Source organism: Corynebacterium sp. HMSC034E11 (genome assembly GCF_001835905.1).
In the GTDB taxonomy this organism is placed as follows: Bacteria; Actinomycetota; Actinomycetes; order Mycobacteriales; family Mycobacteriaceae; genus Corynebacterium; species Corynebacterium coyleae.
The window spans coordinates 45,773-65,561 of sequence record NZ_KV826415.1; the positions used below are offsets into that span (position 1 = coordinate 45,773).

17 protein-coding genes are annotated in these 19,789 nt (G+C 62.8%); 4 read left to right on the forward strand and 13 right to left on the reverse strand.

Going from position 1 to position 19,789, the window contains the following annotated elements:
* The first annotated feature begins 89 nt into the window (after positions 1 to 89).
* Entirely contained in the window at positions 90 to 584 is a 495-nt protein-coding gene (locus HMPREF2690_RS08635) for a GNAT family N-acetyltransferase (protein WP_070482380.1), read from the forward strand.
* Here the strand turns inward: HMPREF2690_RS08635 and HMPREF2690_RS11975 are convergent.
* The 9 genes from HMPREF2690_RS11975 to prpD form a co-directional block, all read right to left on the reverse strand.
* Positions 581 to 1,387, reverse strand: a complete 807-nt coding sequence (locus HMPREF2690_RS11975; RefSeq protein ID WP_070482382.1) for an ABC transporter ATP-binding protein — start codon at positions 1,385 to 1,387, stop codon at positions 581 to 583. The genes HMPREF2690_RS08635 and HMPREF2690_RS11975 overlap by 4 nt on opposite strands.
* Positions 1,388 to 2,443, reverse strand: coding sequence for a FecCD family ABC transporter permease (locus HMPREF2690_RS11980; protein ID WP_246815295.1), 1,056 nt, complete (start codon positions 2,441 to 2,443; stop codon positions 1,388 to 1,390).
* On the reverse strand, positions 2,440 to 3,501 hold the full coding sequence (locus HMPREF2690_RS08650) for a FecCD family ABC transporter permease (protein WP_141743308.1): 1,062 nt from the start codon (positions 3,499 to 3,501) through the stop codon (positions 2,440 to 2,442). The genes HMPREF2690_RS11980 and HMPREF2690_RS08650 overlap by 4 nt, the downstream gene beginning before the upstream one ends.
* 25 nt (positions 3,502 to 3,526) lie before the next feature.
* On the reverse strand, positions 3,527 to 4,444 hold the full coding sequence (locus tag HMPREF2690_RS08655) for an ABC transporter substrate-binding protein (protein WP_168167296.1): 918 nt from the start codon (positions 4,442 to 4,444) through the stop codon (positions 3,527 to 3,529).
* Positions 4,445 to 4,671: 227 nt separating this feature from the next.
* Entirely contained in the window at positions 4,672 to 5,544 is an 873-nt protein-coding gene (locus HMPREF2690_RS08660) for a siderophore-interacting protein (RefSeq protein WP_083291905.1), read from the reverse strand.
* 118 nt (positions 5,545 to 5,662) lie between these two features.
* Positions 5,663 to 9,091 (reverse strand): pyruvate carboxylase, encoded by a 3,429-nt coding sequence (locus tag HMPREF2690_RS08665; protein WP_070820676.1) that lies wholly within the window; start codon positions 9,089 to 9,091, stop codon positions 5,663 to 5,665.
* Between the two features lie 174 nt (positions 9,092 to 9,265).
* A complete protein-coding gene (locus tag HMPREF2690_RS08670; protein ID WP_070820677.1) occupies positions 9,266 to 10,411 on the reverse strand; it encodes a bifunctional 2-methylcitrate synthase/citrate synthase in 1,146 nt (381 codons plus the stop codon).
* A gap of 42 nt (positions 10,412 to 10,453) precedes the next feature.
* The gene (gene prpB, locus HMPREF2690_RS08675; protein WP_070422832.1) at positions 10,454 to 11,377 is read right to left on the reverse strand and encodes a methylisocitrate lyase; all 924 of its coding nucleotides are present in this window, start codon (positions 11,375 to 11,377) and stop codon (positions 10,454 to 10,456) included.
* On the reverse strand, positions 11,377 to 12,888 hold the full coding sequence (prpD, locus tag HMPREF2690_RS08680) for a 2-methylcitrate dehydratase PrpD (RefSeq protein ID WP_070570511.1): 1,512 nt from the start codon (positions 12,886 to 12,888) through the stop codon (positions 11,377 to 11,379). The genes prpB and prpD overlap by 1 nt, the downstream gene beginning before the upstream one ends.
* A gap of 166 nt (positions 12,889 to 13,054) precedes the next feature.
* Between prpD and HMPREF2690_RS08685 the strand changes: the two genes are divergently transcribed.
* On the forward strand, positions 13,055 to 14,332 hold the full coding sequence (locus tag HMPREF2690_RS08685; RefSeq protein WP_070820678.1) for a helix-turn-helix domain-containing protein: 1,278 nt from the start codon (positions 13,055 to 13,057) through the stop codon (positions 14,330 to 14,332).
* Here HMPREF2690_RS08685 and HMPREF2690_RS08690 read toward each other — a convergent pair.
* The 4 genes from HMPREF2690_RS08690 to upp form a co-directional block, all read right to left on the reverse strand.
* The gene (locus HMPREF2690_RS08690) at positions 14,310 to 15,716 is read right to left on the reverse strand and encodes an NAD(P)H-quinone dehydrogenase (RefSeq protein WP_070450406.1); all 1,407 of its coding nucleotides are present in this window, start codon (positions 15,714 to 15,716) and stop codon (positions 14,310 to 14,312) included. The two genes, HMPREF2690_RS08685 and HMPREF2690_RS08690, sit on opposite strands and share 23 nt — an antisense overlap.
* Before the next feature lie 48 nt (positions 15,717 to 15,764).
* On the reverse strand, positions 15,765 to 16,967 hold the full coding sequence (locus HMPREF2690_RS08695; RefSeq protein ID WP_246815296.1) for an amidohydrolase: 1,203 nt from the start codon (positions 16,965 to 16,967) through the stop codon (positions 15,765 to 15,767).
* Positions 16,968 to 17,029: 62 nt separating this feature from the next.
* Positions 17,030 to 17,518, reverse strand: a complete 489-nt coding sequence (locus HMPREF2690_RS08700; RefSeq protein WP_070482389.1) for a helix-turn-helix domain-containing protein — start codon at positions 17,516 to 17,518, stop codon at positions 17,030 to 17,032.
* Positions 17,519 to 17,673: 155 nt separating this feature from the next.
* Positions 17,674 to 18,309 carry a uracil phosphoribosyltransferase gene (gene upp, locus HMPREF2690_RS08705; protein WP_070422880.1) on the reverse strand — a complete coding sequence of 212 codons (636 nt, stop codon included), beginning with the start codon at positions 18,307 to 18,309 and terminating at the stop codon, positions 17,674 to 17,676.
* A 74-nt stretch (positions 18,310 to 18,383) separates the two neighbouring features.
* Here upp and HMPREF2690_RS08710 point away from each other — a divergent pair, with 74 nt between their 5' ends.
* Positions 18,384 to 18,665 (forward strand): hypothetical protein, encoded by a 282-nt coding sequence (locus HMPREF2690_RS08710; protein ID WP_070482391.1) that lies wholly within the window; start codon positions 18,384 to 18,386, stop codon positions 18,663 to 18,665.
* Positions 18,662 to 19,756: a C40 family peptidase gene (locus HMPREF2690_RS11730; RefSeq protein WP_245167945.1), complete on the forward strand. Its 1,095-nt coding sequence runs from the start codon at positions 18,662 to 18,664 to the stop codon at positions 19,754 to 19,756. Before HMPREF2690_RS08710 ends, HMPREF2690_RS11730 begins: the two co-directional genes overlap by 4 nt.
* The last annotated feature ends 33 nt before the right edge of the window (positions 19,757 to 19,789 follow it).

Here is a 19,789-nt window from a genome sequence, read left to right on the forward strand (position 1 = left end):
GCGGCCAGACAGACGGCACCAGCGGCGGCTGTGGCGGCTCTGGCGCTGTGGGCGCATGCGGGAAAGGTTACCGTGCGTGACTTAAGTGCATGAGTACGGTGGCACCCATGGAGTTCACCTTCCACCGCGCCACAGAATCGGACCGCACCTACTTGCGCCGTCTGAACTTCCTCGCGGACATCTACGGTGACGAATCCAAGGAGGTGCGCCCGGAGCAGTTACCGGACGTGGAACGCTACGTCGACGAGTGGGACCCGCAACGCGACGGCGGGGTCATCGCCTTCGACCAATTCCGCATTCCCGCAGGCGGAGTGTGGTTGCGGTATTGGACGTCGCCTGACCAGGGCTATGCGAACCTCTCGCCCGGCACTCCAGAAATCGCCATCGCCATTGAGAACCGATATGCGGGCCACCGCTTGGGCGAAGCCTTGCTCCGTGAGGTCGTAGACCTCGCCCGGGAGCAGGGTGCTACACAAGTGGCGCTCTTTGTCGCAGAAGACAACCCCCGCGCCCGCCACCGCTATGAAGCGTTCGGCTTCAGCGATGTCGCGGTACCCGGGGGTGTGATGGTCTACCAGCTCTAATCTGCCCTCTCTGCGACGCGCCCTTCCCACCGCGGGATCATGAGGGGGCTGCCGGATTCCGGATCTTGGATGATACTGGCCTCGACGCCGAAAACGTCACGAACCAACTCCTCGGTGATCACGTCGGCGGGCGCGCCGGTGGCCACGACTTCCCCGTCTTTCATCGCGATGATGTTATCCGCGTAGCGCGCCGCTTGGTTGAGATCGTGCAGCACCGCCACCAGGGTGAGGTGGTCGCGCTTGTTCAGCTCGCGGCACAGTTCAAGAAGTTCGATCTGGTAGCGCACATCCAGAAACGTGGTCGGCTCGTCGAGGAGCAGGATCGGAGTCTCCTGCGCAAGAGCGACAGCCATCCAAACACGTTGGCGCTGCCCGCCGGAAAGCTCGTCGACGAAGCGACCGCTGAGCTCGCGCACGTTGGTCGCGTCCATTGCCCCTCCCACGGCACGCTCGTCTTCTGGCGACCAAGGTTTGAAAAGACCCTGGTGGGGATACCGTCCGCGTGAGACGAGATCGATGACACGGATGCCCTCCGGTGCGACCGGCCCCTGGGGAAGCAGGCCGACTTGCTTAGCAACGTGTTTGGTGGGCTGTTCGTGCAGAGACTTGCCGTCGAGAAGCGTCGCCCCTGAAACCGGCGTAATGAGCCGCGTAAGGGACTTCAGCAGCGTCGATTTGCCGCACCCGTTCGGCCCCACAATGACTGTGAACATGCGATCCGGAATCTCGACTGTGACATCGTCGCAGATGATCGCTTCGTCGGAGTACGCCAACTTCGCGTGTTCGGTGCGCAGACGTGCCATTTACTTCCGTCCTTCCTGAATCAGCAGCCAGAGGAAATAGATACCGCCGATGGAGACGGTGACAATGCCTACTGGCAGTGGCGAAGTGGGGTGAATGCGCTGTGCGACAGTGTCTGCGAGCACGAGCAGCAACGCGCCGGTCGCGGCAGTAGGCATCAGCGCCAGCCCGTCGGCGCGCACAAGTCGGCGCGCGATCTGCGGGGCGGCGAGCGCGATGAATGAGATCGGTCCAACGGTGGCGGTGGCTAGTGCGGTCAAGCCAATCCCGGTGATGATCGCGGCGACTTGCACTGCACGCACGTTTTGCCCAAGAGCGGTGGCGAACGGGATGCCGATCTGTGTAAGGCGCATCGGGCGAGCCAACAACGCCGTCACCGCAATGAACACCACCGTGCCCGATGCTGCGAACCCGAGGGTTTTCCAGCTGGTGCCAGCAAGGTTGCCCGCACCCCACAAGCTCGCCATGATCGCGTCCTCGACCGTCGCCGTGAGCAGCAGCCATGTGTTCACCGCGGCCAGCATCGCACTGACACCGATCCCGACGATGATGAGCCGCACTCCCCGAGCATGGCCGTCTTTCGACGCTAGGAAAAACACCGTTACAGCCGTGAGCAAGCCGCCCGCGAGCGCACCGAGCAGGGTGGCCGTGGAACCGCCGCGGAGCACCAGCATAGCGATGAGAGCCCCGGTATAGGAGCCGGTTTGAAAACCGATCACATCCGGCGAACCGAGCGGATTATTGGTGAGGTTTTGAAACAACGCGCCCGACAGAGCGAGCGCAGCACCGAGCACCAGCGCCATCAGCACGCGCGGAGCACGCCACTCCACCACGACCATGTGGGTGAAGTCGTCCCCGCGGCCCAGCACAGCATCGAATACTTGGCCCGCGGTCATCGATGCAGAACCGGTGAAAAGCGCGAAGACGCCGCAAGCAGCCGCCAGCGCGACGAGAACGGCGGTGACTACCACTGCACGCACATCGGTGACGAAGATCGGGCGCTCGCGCGGGCCGATCCCTACCATCGGTCGGCCGAAATCCAGGCGTTGCGTCGTCACAGTTCTGTCACCCGGAACTGGCGCACCATGTAGATAAGGAGGGGCGCGCCGATGAAGGGCGTGACCACCCCTACAGGCATCTCGCCCTGCACAATCACGCGGCCGACCACGTCAGCGAAACCCATGATGGCGGGTGCCAAAATGATCGAGTACGCCATGATCCATCCCTGGTGCGGGCCCACGATCATCCGGCTTAGGTGCGGGGCCAACAACCCGAGGAAAGAAATTGGTCCTGCCACCGCAGTGCCGCCGCCAGCGAGGAGCGCAATAGCGATCAGTGCGACGAGACGAACGCGGTTCGGGTTCGCTCCCATCGCCACGGCAGCGGCCTCGCCCAGCGCGAGCACATCAAGCGACTTCGATAGTGCGAGCGCGAGCACGAGCCCGATCAGAATGAAGGGCACGATCGCGAGCGTATTGTCCAGAGCCTGGTTGGCCGTGGTGCCAGCGGACCAGCCGCGCATCTTCTTCAGAACGTCGGAGTTGGTGAGCAGAACCGCTGAAGTGAACCCGCCGAGGACGGCACCGAGTGCGACGCCGGACAGTGTCATCCGGATCGGGTTGCCTCGCATCGGCCCAGCATTTCCGATGAGGAATACAGCGAACGATGTAACGGTCGCACCTGTGAATGCCAACCACATGTATTGGTTGATGTCGGTGAGACCGAAGTAGGCGATGCCTACCACCACCGCCAGAGAAGCGCCGGCATTGACGCCGAGGATTCCGGGGTCTGTCAGGGGGTTTCTGGTCACTGCCTGCATCAAGCCGCCCGCGACACCGAACGCGGCCCCTGCCACCAAAATCAGCACGGTGCGCGGCACCCGCGACTGCCACACCACCTGCGACACCGGGTCGGCCGGATCGGGCGAACGGAGGAAATGCCACAGCTCGCTGAGCGTAATCTCGCGCGCACCGACGGTAAGGCTGAGCACGAGCGAGACCGCGAGCAACGCGATGAGCACCCATGCGCCGACAACTCGGTACGCGAGCGGGTGGGGCTGTGGCGGTGCTAGCTGGGCTTCCGTTTCGGTGGGCGCAGGCGCTGTGGTGATCGTCATGGTTCGCGGTGGGCGGGTCGAGGGCTTAGGAGACCTTGTTGAAGCCCTGGACCTTTGTGGCGAGTCCGTCCAACCAGTCGGCGTAGTGGCGCGAGGTCAGCGCACCCTTTGAGTTCCAGGCGTAGAGCTGACCAGCCTGGACCGACGGCAGCGAGTCCCACATTTCGGCGGTGAAGGGGTCAGCTTCGTCGTAGTCCTCGACGAGCATGACATCGGTGGGGTATTTCGAGGCTTCCTCCCAGGCGATCCACGCCCACGGGCTGCCCTCGTGACCCTCGGTCGGGCCAGCGAGGGTCGCGCCGAGCGACTTCAGCAGATCCGCATGGGGGCCGTTCGCGCTGGTGTAGAGCATCTCCTTGGTGGGGCTCGACAGCATGAAGCTCAAGTCTTCGCCAGCAATGGCATCGGAGAAGTTCTGCTTCGCAGCCGCGTAGTCTTGGTCTGCCTTAGTGATGTGCGAGGCGGTGACATCGGCGCCGAGGAACTCGGCGAGCTCGCGGACGTTGGCGATGCCCTCGTCCACGGTGTCGCCGCCGGGCAGCGGCACGAACTGGGCGACGCGAGTGAGTTGGGAGTTCACATCCTCTTTGAACCATTGCCAACCGTCTGCTGTGCCGAAGCCAATGATCGCGTCCGGTTTGAGCTGTGCGAGTTTCTCCAAGTCAATCTCGCCGTCGGTGCCGATCTGCTCAATCCCGGTGGTGTCCGCCCCACCCATCACGGTCGGGTCGTCGCACTGGTAACCGAAGATGGCGTTCGGCTTGATGCCGTACTCATCGAGGGTGGAGTAGGCGTAGCAGTCCATGACGATGTTCTTGGGCTGCTCGGCGAACTCGATTTTCAGGCCGTCAATGCTCGGGTGGTTAAACACCAGCGCACCGGATGCCTGGGCATTGCTCGAAGCGGACGCGGAGGAGGATGTCGCGGCGTCCGAGGCAGACACGGTGGAAGTTGCAGTGGAAGTTGAGGCGGAGTTGGAAGGAGATGAGCTGCAGCCTGTGAGAGCGAGGCCAACAGCAAAGGTGAGCACTGCACCGAGTTTCGCGCGCATGCGGGATCCCTTTCAGTCGAAATGTGGCCTGAGCAGAAAGCCAGGCGAGCACTTAGCAAAGGCAAACCTAACAGATGGTCTGGGTTAGGTAAAGCAGCCCTTACCATCTCGCGAGGAAGTTACCCCCGCGCCTGTCCTCGAATCCAGAACGCGCTGAATGTGACATTTTTGGGATCAATCCCCCACTCTTGCACGGCGAATCGTCGCACCCCCGCTGCGAGGTCTCGTTCGCCGCAACACCAGACACTCTCCGGGCGCTCGTGAGAGCGAAGCTCGGAGACAACTGCCTCCAGCAACCTGTCCTGCTGGGCGGTGACCAGGGCCAGTGACCTCACGCGGGATTGCCAGCGCTCAACCAGCCCAGGCTCGAATTCGTCGTTCGTGGTGGCGGCGAACACGACATCTGCCGCAGCCAGCTCAGCAGGGTGGAATTGCTCGAGGAATTCAAGAATTGCTGCGACTGAAGGCGCTGCAGTGGGGTCGGCGACCAGCAGCTGCGATGTGCCTGGCTTTGGCTCGCGCCGGAACCACAGCCCGTTCGCGGGGTAGATTCCGCAGGTGTCCCCAGGCGCGACGCGCAGCGCCCAACGCAACGCGGGCCCGATGTCGGTGTCCGAGGCATCCGAAACACCGTGTGTGACCAATAGGAAGCTCAGGGTGCCAGCAGCTCGGTCGAGACTTCGAACTGTGTACCACCGAAGGTCGGGTCGCACGGCATCCGGAAGCGCGGCAAGTTGGGCTCGTAGATTGCTTACCCGAGTTGTCGTTAATGGGACATAGTCCTTGCCAGGCCCCGGCATGAGGAGGCCGAAGAACTCGTCTGGGCCTACCAATTGGTGGTCGCGCAATTCAGGCGCAACCACGGAGATCTCAAGGAGGTCGGGGGCAACCCGTTCAACATTGGCGACGGTGACTGTGAGTGCATCGCTTTTCTCGCGCTGAGGCCAGTCCGTGAGCTGAATGTCCGAAAAGTTGTTAGAACCGAAAACCATGAAAGGTAGTTTAGGCTTACCTACATCATTGTGCCGAGACGCCCAGCCGCCAAAACGCCGAAAGCGCCGGCACTCCGGGTGGAGGTCGGCGCTTTGGACGTCGTCAGGCGAAAAGCTCTTAAGCGATAACCACCACGAGGTCGCCGCCTTCCACCTTGGTCGGCTTGGTCAGCGCAATGCGCTCGATCACGCCCGACTTCGGTGCGGAGATCGCGGCCTCCATCTTCATAGCCTCGATGGTTGCGACCGGGTCGCCTTCCTTGACCTCGTCGCCTTCCTTCACCGTGACGGTGACGGCACCAGCGAACGGTGCGGCAACGTGGCCCGGGTTGGACGCGTCGGCCTTCTCCACCTCAGCAACGGTGGACTCGACGTTCTCGTCGCGGACGGCAACCGGGCGGACCTGGCCATTGACGGTCAGGATGACCTGGCGCATGCCCTTCTCATCCGGCTCGCCGACAGCGTCGAGGCTGACCACCAGCGGCGGACGGTTTTCGTCGATCTCGCCGTAGTAGATCATGGTCTCCACGCCCTCTTCAAGGCCGTAGAAGAAGGTCTTGTCACCCAACTGGTCGGTGATGCCGTAGGTGCGCAGGTGCTCCTGGTACTCGGCGTACTGCTTCGGGAACAGCAGCTGATCCAGCGCCGCACGACGCACACTGTGGTCGTCGGACTGCAGATCCGGCTCGAGCTCCGTCGGCACCTGGACGGTGTGGTCGACTTCGGAGCGATTCTCCAGTGCCTTGTCGCGAAGCAGCGGCCAGCCACCCGGAGGGGTACCCAGCTCGCCCTGCAGGAAGCCGATGACAGATTCCGGAATGTCGTACTTGCGCGGGTTCTCTGCGAACTCCTGCGGGCTGACACCCTGGCCGACGAGCTGCAGAGCCAGGTCGCCAACCACCTTGGAGGACGGGGTGACCTTCGTCGGGCGACCGAGGATCTCGTTCACGCCTGCGTAGTAGTCCTCGATGAGCTCGAAGCGGTCTTCCAGACCAAGGGCCTTCGCCTGGGTGCGCAGGTTGGAGAGCTGACCACCCGGGATTTCGTGCTTGTACACGCGGCCGGTCGGGCCCGGAATGCCGGACTCGAACGGTGCGTACACCTGGCGCACGGCTTCCCAGTACGGTTCCATGTCGAAGACGGCCTGCAGGTCGATGCCGGTGTCGCGCTCGGTGTTCTCAAACGCCGCGACGAGGGCGGACATCGACGGCTGGGAGGTGGTGCCGGCCAGCGGGGCGGATGCGACGTCGACAATGTCGGCACCCGCATTCGCTGCGGCGAGGTAGGTCGCCAGCTGGCCACCCGCAGTGTCGTGGGTGTGGACGTGGACCGGCAGGTCGAAGCGCTCACGCAGCGCGGTGACCAGCTTGGCTGCTGCTGCCGGACGCATCAGGCCAGCCATGTCCTTGATCGCCAGGACGTGGGCGCCTGCCTCGACGATTTCCTCGGCGAGGTTGAGGTAGTAGTCCAGCGTGTACAGGTCCTCGTTCGGGTCCACCAGGTTGCCGGAGTACGCCATGGCCACCTCGGCGACGGTGGTGTTGGTCTCCAGCACGGCGTCGATAGCCGGGCGCATCTGGGACACGTCGTTGAGCGCGTCGAAGATACGGAAGATATCGATGCCGGAGGAAGCGGCCTCGCGGACGAACGCCTTGGTCACCTTGTCCGGGTACGGGGTGTAACCGACGGTGTTGCGGCCACGCAGCAGCATCTGGATGTTGACGTTCGGCATTGCCTCGCGCAGCTCGTCGAGACGCATCCACGGCGACTCGTGGAGGAAGCGCATGCCCACGTCGAAGGTGGCGCCGCCCCATGCCTCAACGGAGGCCAGCTCTGGGGTCAGGTGGCCCACATGCTTCGCGGCCGCAACCAGGGTGTTGGTGCGGATGCGGGTTGCCAGCAGGGACTGGTGGGCATCGCGGAACGTGGTCTCGGTGACGCCAAGTGCGGTCTGCTTGCGGATCTTCTCAGCCCACTTTGTCGGGCCGAGCTCGAGCAGGTCGTCGCGGGAACCACGCGGCAGATCGCCGTACTTGGATTCCGGCAGCTTCTTCGACGGCTGAATGTTCGTCGGGCGAGCACCGTTTGGCTGGTTCACCGTAACGGATGCCAGGTAATCGAGGATCTTGCCGGCATCGTCAGCCGCGGCCGGAGCCTCGAGCAGGTGCGGGTGGTCCGCGATGAAGCCGGTGTTGATGCGCTCGTTGCGGAACTCGTCCTCGCTGAGCAGGGCGCGCAGGAAGCCGATGTTCGTGGACAGGCCCGTAATGGAGAACTCGTTCAGAGCGCGCAGGGCACGGTCGACGGCGACCTGGAAGTTGCGGCCACGGCAGGTCATCTTGACCAGCAGGGAGTCGAAGTTCGGGGTGATGGTGGTACCGACGGCCACGGAGCCGTCGAGACGCACGCCTGCACCACCCGGGGAGCGGTAGCCGGTGACTACGCCGGAGTCCGGGCGGAAGCCGTTGGCCGGGTCCTCGGTGGTGATGCGGCACTGCAGGGCTGCGCCGTTGACCTCGATGAGGTCCTGGGTGAGGTGGATGTCCTCCAGCTTCGCGCCGGCGGCGATGTACATCTGGTTCTTTACGATGTCGATGCCGGTGACTTCCTCGGTCACCGTGTGCTCGACCTGCACGCGCGGGTTCATCTCGATGAAGACGTGGTTGCCGGACTCGTCGACAAGGAACTCGACCGTACCTGCGCCCTCGTAGTTGATTTCCTTACAGAACGCCACAGCGTCGGCACAGATCTTCTGGCGCTGCTCTTCCGTGATGTGCTGCGCCGGAGCGATCTCAACAACCTTCTGGTGGCGGCGCTGCACGGAGCAGTCACGCTCAAACAGGTGCACCACGTTGCCGTAAGAGTCAGCCATGATCTGCACCTCAATGTGCTGCGGGCGGATCACGGCGCGCTCGATGTAGACGTTCGGGTCACCGAAGGCTGCCTCAGCCTCGCGGGATGCCTCGGCTGCGAGACGCTCAACGTCCTCGATCTTCTCAATGAAACGCATGCCGCGTCCGCCGCCACCGGCGACAGCCTTCACAAACACCGGGAACTCGAAGTCCTTGGCAAACTCTGCCAGCTGCTTCGGGTCGGACGACGGCTCAGAGTCCTTCAGCACCGGCAGGCCGGCACGCTCAGCGGCCTGGACAGCGGCGGACTTGTCGCCCGTCAGGTCCAGCGTCTCCGGGGTCGGGCCGATGAACTTAATGCCGTTGTCGCGGCAGGCACGAGCCAGGTCAGCACGCTCGGAGAGGAAGCCGTAGCCCGGGTAGACGGCATCTGCGCCAGTTTGCTTCGCGGCACGGATGATTTCGTCGATGTTCAGGTACGCCTTGACCGGCTGGCCGGCCTCGCCGATCTGGACTGCCTCGTCCGCGAACGGACGGTGGAACGAGTTACGGTCCTCGCGGGGGTAGACCGCGACGGTCTTCGCGCCAGTTTCAAAGGCTGCACGGAAGGCACGAACGGCGATCTCACCGCGGTTAGCTACCAGGATTTTCTTGAATGCTGGCAGGTCATTAAGCGGGAGGTTATCCGGGTTCATTTGGTTCCTTTCCTCAAGGAAAGATCGAAGTCATACTGCAACGGGTAGTTTAGTACAGGTCACACTTTTCTTGGGTCGTTTTCGCCAACGAATGTGACACGTTTGCACCCTAACGCGGGGGTGCAAAAACGCGGGCGCCGCGTTGCGACGACCCGCGTTTCGGGGGTGATCCGCTTACGCCTTGACGTGGCGCTCCTCCGGGCCGTTGTAGGCCGAGAGTGGACGGATCAGGGAGTTGTTCTCAAACTGCTCGATGATGTGAGCGGTCCAGCCGGTAATGCGGGACATCACGAACAGCGGGGTGAAGAACTCGATGTCGAAGCCCAGGATGTAGTAGGCCGGGCCGGACGGGAAGTCCAGGTTCGGACGGATCTTGATCGAGGTGTTGTCGTGCATGGTTTTGGCCATGATGTCGTACATCTCGACCCACTTCTGAGCGTCCTTCTCCGGATGCTCCTGGGCGAGCTTCTTAAAGGCGGCTTCCATCGTCGGCACGCGCGAGTCGCCCTTCTTGTACACGCGGTGGCCGAAGCCCATGACGAGCTCCTTGTTCTTGAGCTTGTCCAGGCACCACTGCTCTGCCTTGGCCGGGTCGCCGATTTCGGTCATGTGGTGCATGACGAACTCGTTGGCGCCACCGTGCAGCGGCCCCTTCAGAGCACCGATTGCGCCGGTGATTGCGGACCAGCCGTCGGACATCGTCGAGGCAATCGTGCGGGCCGTGAAGGTGGAGGCGTTGAAGGAGTGCTCGGCGTAGAGGATCATCGTCTTCTCAAACGCCTCGATGTCGGACGGGATGTTGGCCGGGGACTTCTCATCGTCACCGAAAACCATCCAGAGGAAGTTTTCGGAGAAGCCCTTCTCCTTGCTCGGGGCGATGTACTCCTTGCCCTGGCGGCGACGGATGTCGGTTGCGACAATCGTCGGCAGCTTGGCCAGCAGCTTGCGGCCGATGCCACGCAGGTGATCGGAATCCGGGGTGAACTTCTCCGGATCCTCTGCACCCAGGTAGGACACTGCGGTACGCAGCACGTCCATCGGGTGGCAGTCCTTCGGCATGAAGTTGATGATCTGGATCAGTTCTTCATCGATGTCGCGGTTTTCCATGCAGCCACCGCGGAACTCTGCAAACTGCTCCTCGGTCGGCAGTTCGCCGTTCCACAGCAGGTATGCCACTTCCTCGAAGGTGCAATGCTCTGCCAGTTCCTGGACCGGGTAACCGCGGTACAGCAGCGAGTTGGTCTCCGGGTTGACCTTGGACACTGCGGTGTAGTCAGCGACAACGCCGTTGAGGCCCTTACGAATTTCCTGCTCAGTCATGATGATTCACTCCTTCTTGGTGGTGGTGTTGGTGGTGGCGGTCTACTGCTCAAAGGTGGAGCTGTAGGTGTCTTTCGAGTAGGTGAAGACGGATTGGTCGAACTGGTTGTATTCGTCGTAACGCACCAGTTCGTAGAGGCGGGCGCGGTGCTGCATCTTGTCCAGCCACGGCACCTGGGTGCCGGTTTCTGCGATGTCGCGCAGCATTGCTTCGGTCTGGCCCATGGCGATACGGAAGGTGGTCACCGGCCAGATCACGGCGTTGTAGCCGAGGTTTTCCAGCTGCTGGGCGCTGAGCAGGTCGGTCTTGCCAAACTCGGTCATGTTGGCCAGAAGCGGCGTGTCCACGGCGGCGCGGAACTTGGCAAAGTCTTCCTCCGAGTACAGCGCTTCGGTGAAGATGAGGTCCGCACCCGCGTCGGCGTATGCCTTCGCACGCTCGATGGCCTCGTCGATGCCTTCGATGCCGGCGGCGTCGGTGCGGGCACAGATGACAAAGTCGTCGTCCTGGCGCTCGCGCACCGCTGCGGTGATGCGGCGGATCATCAGGTCACGCGGCACAACTTCCTTGCCGTCGAGGTGGCCGCAGCGCTTCGGGTTGACCTGGTCTTCCAGGTGGAGGCCAGCCAGGCCTGCCGCTTCAAACTCGGCGACGGTGCGGGCTGCGGACATCGGCTCGCCGAAGCCGGTGTCGGCGTCGATGAGCACCGGCAGGTTGGTGGCGCGGGCGATCTGGCCGCCGCGGTTTGCAACCTCGGAAAGCGTGGTCAGGCCGATGTCCGGCAGGCCCAGGTCGTTGGCTACCACGGCGCCGGAGACGTACACGCCGGAGAAGGATCCGATGTCCTCGATCAGGCGCGCGGTCAGCGGGTTGAAGGCGCCGGGCAAGGTGGTGATTTTTTCGTCGACAAGCGATGCTCGCAGTGCTTTGCGACGCTCGTTCGGGGTTGTGTCAGGCTTGAACATTAGAAGATGCCTCCCGGGATCTCCTCTGCAGCGGCGCGGGTTGCGTCGTTGACGCGGATGTTAAGTTCGGTCAGGTCAGTGAGGTTTTCCAGATCCTGCACGGCGGCGAGGAAGCGGTCCTGCTCGTCCTTATCGACGATGCCCTCAGCCAGGGTGCGGAACTTCTGGATGTAGTTCTCACGCTCGAACGGACGAGCACCGTACGGGTGGGCGTCGGCGACAGCCATCTCATCCTCGATGACAGTGCCGTCGTTGAAGGTGATGACAGCCTTGGCGCCGAATGCCTTCTCGTCCGGATCCTGCGAGTGGTAGCGACGGGTCCACTCCGGGTCCTCCACCGTGGACACCTTGTGCCACAGCTCGACGGTCTCCGGACGGTTTGCGCGCTCCGGGGTGTAGGAGTCGACGTGGTGCCAGCCGCCGTCCTCAAGGGCGACAGCGAACATGTACATGATCGAGTGGTCCAGGGTCTCGCGGGATGCCTTCGGATCCATCTTCTGCGGGTCGTTCGCGCCGGTGCCGATGACGTAGTGGGTGTGGTGCGAGGTGTGCAGCACGATGGACTCGATCTCGGCGGTGGTCTTGCCTGCGTCTGCGATGGTCTGCTTCATGCGACGAGCCAGGTCGATCGGAGCCTGTGCCTGGTACTCGGCGGAGTGTTCCTTGGTGTAGGTGTCCAGGATCGCGCGCTTCGGCTCGCCGTCTGCCGGCAGCGGGACGGTGTAGGTGCGCTCCGGGGAGTGCAGCATCCATGCGATGAAGCCGTCTTCGCCTTCCCAGATCGGGGCCGGTGCGCCCTCGCCGCGCATGGCGCGGTCCACCGCTTCGATGGCCATCTTGCCGGCGAACGCCGGGGCGGATGCCTTCCAGGAGGAGATCAGGCCCTTGCGGGACTGGCGGGTTGCGGTGGTGGTGTGCAGCGCCTGGCCGATTGCCTGGTAGATGGTGTCCACGTCCAGGTTGAGCATGGTGCCGATGCCAGCTGCGGCCGAGGGGCCAAGGTGTGCAACGTGGTCGATCTTCCACTCGTGCAGGCAGATGCCCTTGACCAGGTTGACCTGGATTTCGTAGCCGGTGGCGATGCCGCGGATCAGCGCCTTACCGTCGAGGCCCTTGTGCTGTGCAACAGCGAGGATCGGCGGGATGTTGTCGCCCGGGTGGGAGTATTCGGCTGCCAGGAAGGTGTCGTGGAAGTCGAGCTCGCGCACGGCGGTGCCGTTTGCGAAAGCGACCCATTCTGCGGAGTAGGTGCCGTCTTCGCCGAAGACGAGTGCACCCTTGTTGTCTGCCGGGTGTGCCTTGGCCATTGCGCGGGCGACGGCGACCGGGCGGCGGTTATAGGAGGCAACAGCGACAGAAGCGTTGTCGATGATGCGGTTGATGATCATTTCGCGGGTGTCTTCCGGTACCTCAACCGGGTCGGCCGCGACCTTGGCAATCTTGTAGGCCAGATGCTCTTCAATCGGGAAGTCTTCTGCGGACTTATGGGTACGTACCTCGTGTTGGATCATTCTTCGGCTCCTTCTGGCAATCGAGATGATGATGCACCTCATATTAGGAGCGAAAGTGTGTTGCGCATCATAGTGGAAGTTGCGTATTCTTGCGTCCTGAAACTGGCAGACTTGCAAAGTGTTGCAAATCACCAGGCCAAGCGGCTGAGAAGGAGCAAAATCAACGATGGCAAAGCTGTACGCGGGGGGTCAGATCCGCACACTGCGCACCGCTCGCAACCTCACTCAAGCCGATGCGGCGGTCCTCGTCGGTATCTCGCCGAGCTATCTCAACCAGTTGGAAAACGATCAGCGCCCTCTCACGGCGACGGTGTTGTTGCAGTTAACGTCCGCCTTCGGGGTGGATGCTTCCTTCTTCTCCGGCGACGCCGAACGCGAAACCGCAGCCGCCCTTTCGGAACTGCTCCCCGGCATCGCGCAGCACGAGCTGGAGGAATTCGCCCGCCACTTCCCTACCCTTGCGGAGCGTGTCCGAACCATCCCCGAGCGCCTCAACGAGCAAGCCCCCAACCCCTACGAGTACGCACGCAGCTTTTTCCAGGAACACAGCAACTACTTCCACTCCCTGGATTCAGCGGCCGAAACGCTTGCGGAGCATCTTGGTGGCCGCCAGTTGCGCCTGACCCGTCTTGCGTCGGTCCTCGACCGCGACTTCGGCTACACCGTGCGCTTCAACCAGCCTGTGGAGTCGGGTCGCTCCGACATCGACACCACCACCCGCGAGATCCGCCTGCGCTCAGGCTTGAGCGAAGCGCAACAGTGCTTCGAGCTGTCCTACCGCTACAGCAATCTCGCCCACGGCGACGTGATATCAGAGCTCATTGCGCGTATCGACGACACCCCGGCCCGCAACGTCACCACCCACGGCTTAGCCCAGTACTTCGCGGCTGCCGTCACCATGCCGTACACGGAGATCCTGCAGGCTGCCCACGAGACGCGCTACGACATCGATGTCATCTCGGCCCGCTTCGGCACCGGATTCGAATCCACCTGCCAACGCCTCGGCACACTGCAGCGCCCCGGCGCGCAGGCTGTGCCGTTTGTATTTATGCGCACCGACCGCGCAGGAAATGTGTCCAAGCGCCAGGCCACCACGTCGTTCCGCTTCGCCGTCTCCGGCGATACCTGCCCGCTATGGGTGGTGCACCGTGCGTTTGAAACCCCAAACCGTGTGACCAGGCAGGTCTCCACCACCCCGGACGGGCGCACACAGATGTGGGTTGCGCGCATGGTGCAGGGTCCCGCCGTGGGCTTTGGTCAGCCCCGGCGCGAGCACGCCGTAGCGCTTGGCTGCGACGCCGCATACGCACCCCAACTGGTGTACGCCGACGGCCTTGATCTGGCCCCGGCATCAGCTACTCCGATTGGTCCGGGGTGCGCGACGTGTCCGCGCACCCGCTGCCCCCAACGTGCGTTTCCGGCTAGTCCAGATCCGACTTTGTAATCAGGCGGCGAGCCGCCTCGGTAATCGAGCCCGACAGCGACGGGTACACCGCCATCGAGTTAGCCAGCTGGGTGACGGTGAGGCTGTTGGTTACCGCGATGGTCAGCGACAAGATCAGCTCGGATGCGGTCGGCGCGACGATCACACCGCCGATGACCTGGCCGGAGCCCTTGCGGGCGAAAATCTTCACAAACCCGTACTGCAGGGAACGCATCTTGGCGCGCGGGTTCGTCGACAAGGGCAGCTTGTAGATGTCTGCCTCAACCTTGCCGTCGCGGATCTCCTGCTCGGTGACACCCACGGCAGCGATCTCCGGACGGGTGAACACGGCGTTGCCAACCGTCTTCAGGCGGATCGGGCTGACACCGTCGCCCATCGCGTGGTCAACGGCAGTGCGGCCCTGCTGCGCCGCAACCGACGCCAGCGGCATGAGGTCCGTGCAGTCGCCCGCAGCGTAAATGCCGGCGACGTTAGTGCGCGAGACGCGGTCCACATGAATGTGGCCGGACGGGGTGGTCTCCACCTTTGCGGCCTCAAGGTTCAAATCTGCCGTATTCGGAACAGAACCGATGGACATCATCACGTGCGAACCCTCAATGGCGCGGCCATCAGTGGTGTGCACGACCACAGCGTCACCCGTGTTTTCCACACGCTCCACACGCGCGTCCTTCTCCAACTGCACGCCGCGATCCGCCAGGACCTTCTCCAAGACATCGGCGGCGTCGGCGTCGTCGTGAGGCAAAATGCGATCGCGGGAAGCAACCATGGTCACCTTCACGCCCAGCTCCGCAAACGCAGAGACAAACTCCGCACCAGTCACGCCAGAACCAACCACAATGAGGTGGGTCGGCAGCTCCTGCAGGTCATACATCTGACGCCAGTTCAGGATGCGCTCGCCGTCCGGCTCCGCCCCCTTGAGCACACGCGGGCTCGCACCCGTGCACACAAGCACCATGTCGCAGCTGACGTGCTCAGTCTCACCAGACTCGGTGACAATCTCAATGTCATGCGTAGTGTGACCGACCTGCTTATCAGAGAAGCGCGCACGCCCCTTGACCAGGCGCACGCCCTTGCGCTCAAGCTGCTCGCGGATGTCACTGGACTGCTCCGCCGCCAACTGCTTCACACGCTCATTCAGCGCCAGCAGCGACAGCTTCGCGTCACCCAACGTGTGGTTGAGCCCCATATCGTCCGCGCGGCGCAAGTCCGTCTTAATGTTCGCGCCCGCAATGAAGCTTTTCGACGGCACAACGTCCTTACGGATCGCCGAGCCGCCAGCCCCAGAATCTTCCACCAACGTGATGTCTGCGCCGCGTTTCGACGCGAGCAGCGCGGCCTCGTATCCGCCGGGGCCTCCACCCATGATGACAATCTTCTTGGACAAAACGGCTCTCCTCAAAGTTTCAGACTTGACGTGACAGGTTAAACAACGTCACAGTCTACCCGGAGCCGGAGAAACCTCACCCACCCGGAAGTACTGCTCCACAATCGCACCGAACAAACGAACCCCAACCCCAATCGCCCGCTCATCAACATTCAGGTTCCCCTGGTGCAGATCCTGTGGCTCACCCTCACCGTTCCACGCACCCAAGCGCATCATCGCGCCGGGTACGTGCTCGAGGTACCACGAAAAGTCCTCCCCACCGCTGGATTGCGGGGCGGAGACAACACTGTGCGGGTCCACGGACCGGGCGGCTTGGACGGCCAGGGCGGTGGCGGCGTCGTCGTTAAGCACGGGCGGCACACCGCGGATGTAATCCAGGTGGTACGTGCAACCGGTCGGCGCAACGACAAGGTCGATCAGGTCCGTAATCAAGTCCTCGATCTCACGCCACGTCGTAATATCCGCCGTGCGCAACGTGCCTTCCAAAACACCCACTTTCGGAATCGCATTCGCCGCATCACCCGCATTGACGTGGCCAAACACCAACACAGTGCCTGTGCGCGGATCCACCCGGCGCGACAATAACGCCGGCAACTGAGTAATCAGCGCACCGATTGCGTACACCACATCGGCGGTCAACTGCGGGCGCGACGTATGTCCGCCGGGGCCCTGGACCTCGATACGAATCACGTCAGACGCCGAGGTGATCGCACCGGTGCGCACGCCGATCTCCCCAACACGGATATGCGGCTCGGCATGCACCGCATAAATCGCGGAAACATTTTCCAACCCGCCCCACTTGACCACGTCCAGCGCGCCGCCGCCCATAACTTCTTCCGCAGGCTGGAAGATCACGCGAACACCCTGCTCAAGCTCGATCGTGGACAACGCACACGCAAGGCCCAGAGCAACCGTCGTATGCACATCATGGCCACACGAGTGCGACACGCCCGGGTTCACCGACGCGAACGGCAAACCGGTTTGCTCCGGCACACGCAGCGCATCGATGTCTGCGCGAAATGCCAAGCGCTTGCCTTCGGTAGGACCAAGGTCCACATACAACCCGGTGCCCGGGAAGCGCACCGGCTTCAGACCATGTTCCTCCAGTACGTTGACCAAAAACTCGGTAGTTTCCACTTCCTCGTTGGATAGCTCCGGGTGTGAGTGAATGTGCCGACGCCACCCCACGACCTTGTCCTGGTTTTGATCAAACCAAGCCGCCACGGCTGTAGCGATTCCGGCGTTACTCACGCGTCCTCCCTTAAGGTCGTCCTGTACAGCGGGTACAAGCAAGTGCATATGTTGCACAGAGTCTACGCCGGGGTCGTCGCCACGCTAGAAGCGCACTGCTTTTTCGGTACTGCGTTTTCAGTGCAGTGCTGAATCTGTTCAGCAACGCTAAACACTGGTGTTCCCCTCGGTGCGCCGGGTTGAAGATAGGCGGTGGAAAACCGGGCAGTGTCGTACGGACTGCGGGGCCACTGGAACATGATCGCCTCCACTTTGGCGTCAGGGCCTTGGAGCACGTAGGCATCGTCGACATCATCAAGACTGCCCGGCAACAGCATCGCAGGTGGCACGTGCAGCGCACGAGCGATGCGGTAGAGAGTGCTTAAGGTTGGGTCGGCAGCCCGCTCGTTGTAGTCGTTGCGCTCAATGTTGGACACAAGCGAGCGCGACACTCCAGCGAGTTCCGCAAGGCGCGTTTGGCTCAACCCCCGCATGATGCGCAGCGCGCGAATACGTTCTCCCAAGCCCAGCGCGTAGCTGGCCCAGTGCGAGTCCGGTAGCAATTCCCCCATGACAGCTCTCCCCCTGGCTGTGTCGTTGTGCTGTTGTGCTGTTGTGCCGTTGTGCTCACAATGTAGCGCAGCGCAAGTGTGCACGCCACGGTTATTTTCGGTTCCGTGGCGCGTAGACCTTGCGCTGCGCTTGTACTGTGCGCGCGTTATGCGCGTTAGAGGTCGATGTTGCGCGGACCGTAGAGACGATCACCGGCATCGCCCAAGCCAGGCACGATGTAGGCGTCCTCGTTCAGCGACGGATCGATCGTCGCAGTAACCAGGCGGACAGGCCCGCCGTGAGCCTTGAGCGCATCCACGCCCGGCTGTGCACTGACCATGCAGATGCAGGTGATGTCGTCCGCACCGCGGCCAACAAGCAGATCGATGGCGTGGATGAGCGAGCCGCCGGTTGCCAGCATCGGGTCCACCAGGAACACCGGCTGTCCAGACAGATCGTCGGGCAGTGCTTCGAGGTACGGCACCGGTTCGTGGGTCTTCTCGTCGCGAGCCAAGCCGATGAAGCCCACCTGGGCGTCCGGGATCATCGACAGTGCTGGATCGATCATGCCCAGACCGGCTCGGATGATCGGAACGATGATCGGCGGGGTGGCCAGCCGCGTGCCTTGAGCGACCGCAACTGGGGTTTCGGTGTCGAACTGCTCGACTTTCAAATCACGCGCCGCCTCGTAGATCAGCATTGCGCCGAGGTCGGCCAACGCCGCACGAAAAGCTGCGTTGTCGCTGCGCTTGTCGCGCATAATGGTCAGCCGCGAAGCAGCCAGCGGGTGGTTAATAACCGTGATGTCCATGCCGCCCATGCTAATTCACCAAAGTTTTTTCTCCTACGAGGGAACCGGCGTGGGGTTTTCGCCGTCCAATGTGCATGACTGTCTTTCAATTTGATTCCGCATCCGTGTTTTCCATGACCGATTCTCTACGCAACGACGCAGCCTCGCTGCGCGCCCTCAACCATGTGCCAGTGCCCGATGTGTGGCCATTGAGCGAATTCCACAACGCAGTGTCCACCGCTATCGAGCAAGCGAACAGCGACGCCAATTTGCTTCGCGACGAAGCCCGGCGCATCGCCGCAACCATGGACCTCACCGTTGATGCTGCGTGCGCCGTCGATACCGCCACCTGCCACAAGTTTGGAGCGACACTATGAACCCCACCCTTAGCACCATGCTCGACGCGCTTTCCTCGCTAGGCGGGCCGCCGTCAGTGACAAACAACCGCCACCTGAACTTCTCGTTAGATATCGGTACTGCTGCGGCACAGATTCTGTCCATGGCAGACATCATCGATTTTCCGACCCTTCCGGGCTATCGCATGCCGGACTTCAAGGACTTCGGCCCGCTCGCACAGGTTGCTAACGCGAGCGGAGAAACCAGGCTGCAGGCTGCATCCGACCTGGCGGCCTACCGTGCAGATATCAGTGACGCAGTCCTGCGCGGGTCAGTCCGCGCTTCGGCCGCGGTCGCCGAGCTTGTCTCTATTGCAATCGGTCTCATGCGCAACGCCGCGGCAGCGCCCGCGCTTGCGGCGACACCAATCGGCCCAATTGGTGCAGCGGCGTTTGTCGCGGCTCAAGTCTGTCAGGCGCTCGATGCTGCGATGGCGGCTTTGCAGAGCTTGGAGAAGGACCTGGGCGCCCTTGCGACGAAACTGGGGGCGTCGACCGCTGCGGCGGCCGCCCGTGTCATGCCGGGTCCGGGCGCGCTCGGTGAGGCAGCGAACGCAGAGTTGCAGCGCCTATCGGCCTCGGTGCCATCATCCCCGCGCCAGCTTGTGGCCGCGGCGCTGCCGACTGCACCGAAACCCGCAGCCACGGTCCCCGCGCCTGCTCCGCCTGAGGTCACGCCAATGTCTGCTCCTCCACCGGAGCCCACGCCAGCGCCAGCACAGGGTGGCTCCCCTGTCGGCGCAGCCGCAGTGGCCGCAGCGAAAAGCCAACTCGGCACGCCATATGTCTGGGGAGGGTCGAGCCCCGGCGGCTTCGACTGCTCAGGGCTGACATCTTGGGCCTACAGCCAGGCAGGGATGGAGATTCCTCGCGTTGCGGCCGACCAGACGGTTGGCAGGCAGGTGTCCTACGAGGAACTGCAGCCGGGCGATCTTGTGCTCTGGTCGGGCCACGCCGCAATGTACGCAGGCGACGGCATGATGATTGAGGCCGGCGACCCGGTACAGATGAACCCGGTGCGCACCGAGAACATCGGAATGCCGTTCTACGGGTTCTGGCGGCCAACCGGTTAATCTGCTGGCTGTGAGTTGAGTAGACTCTCACCC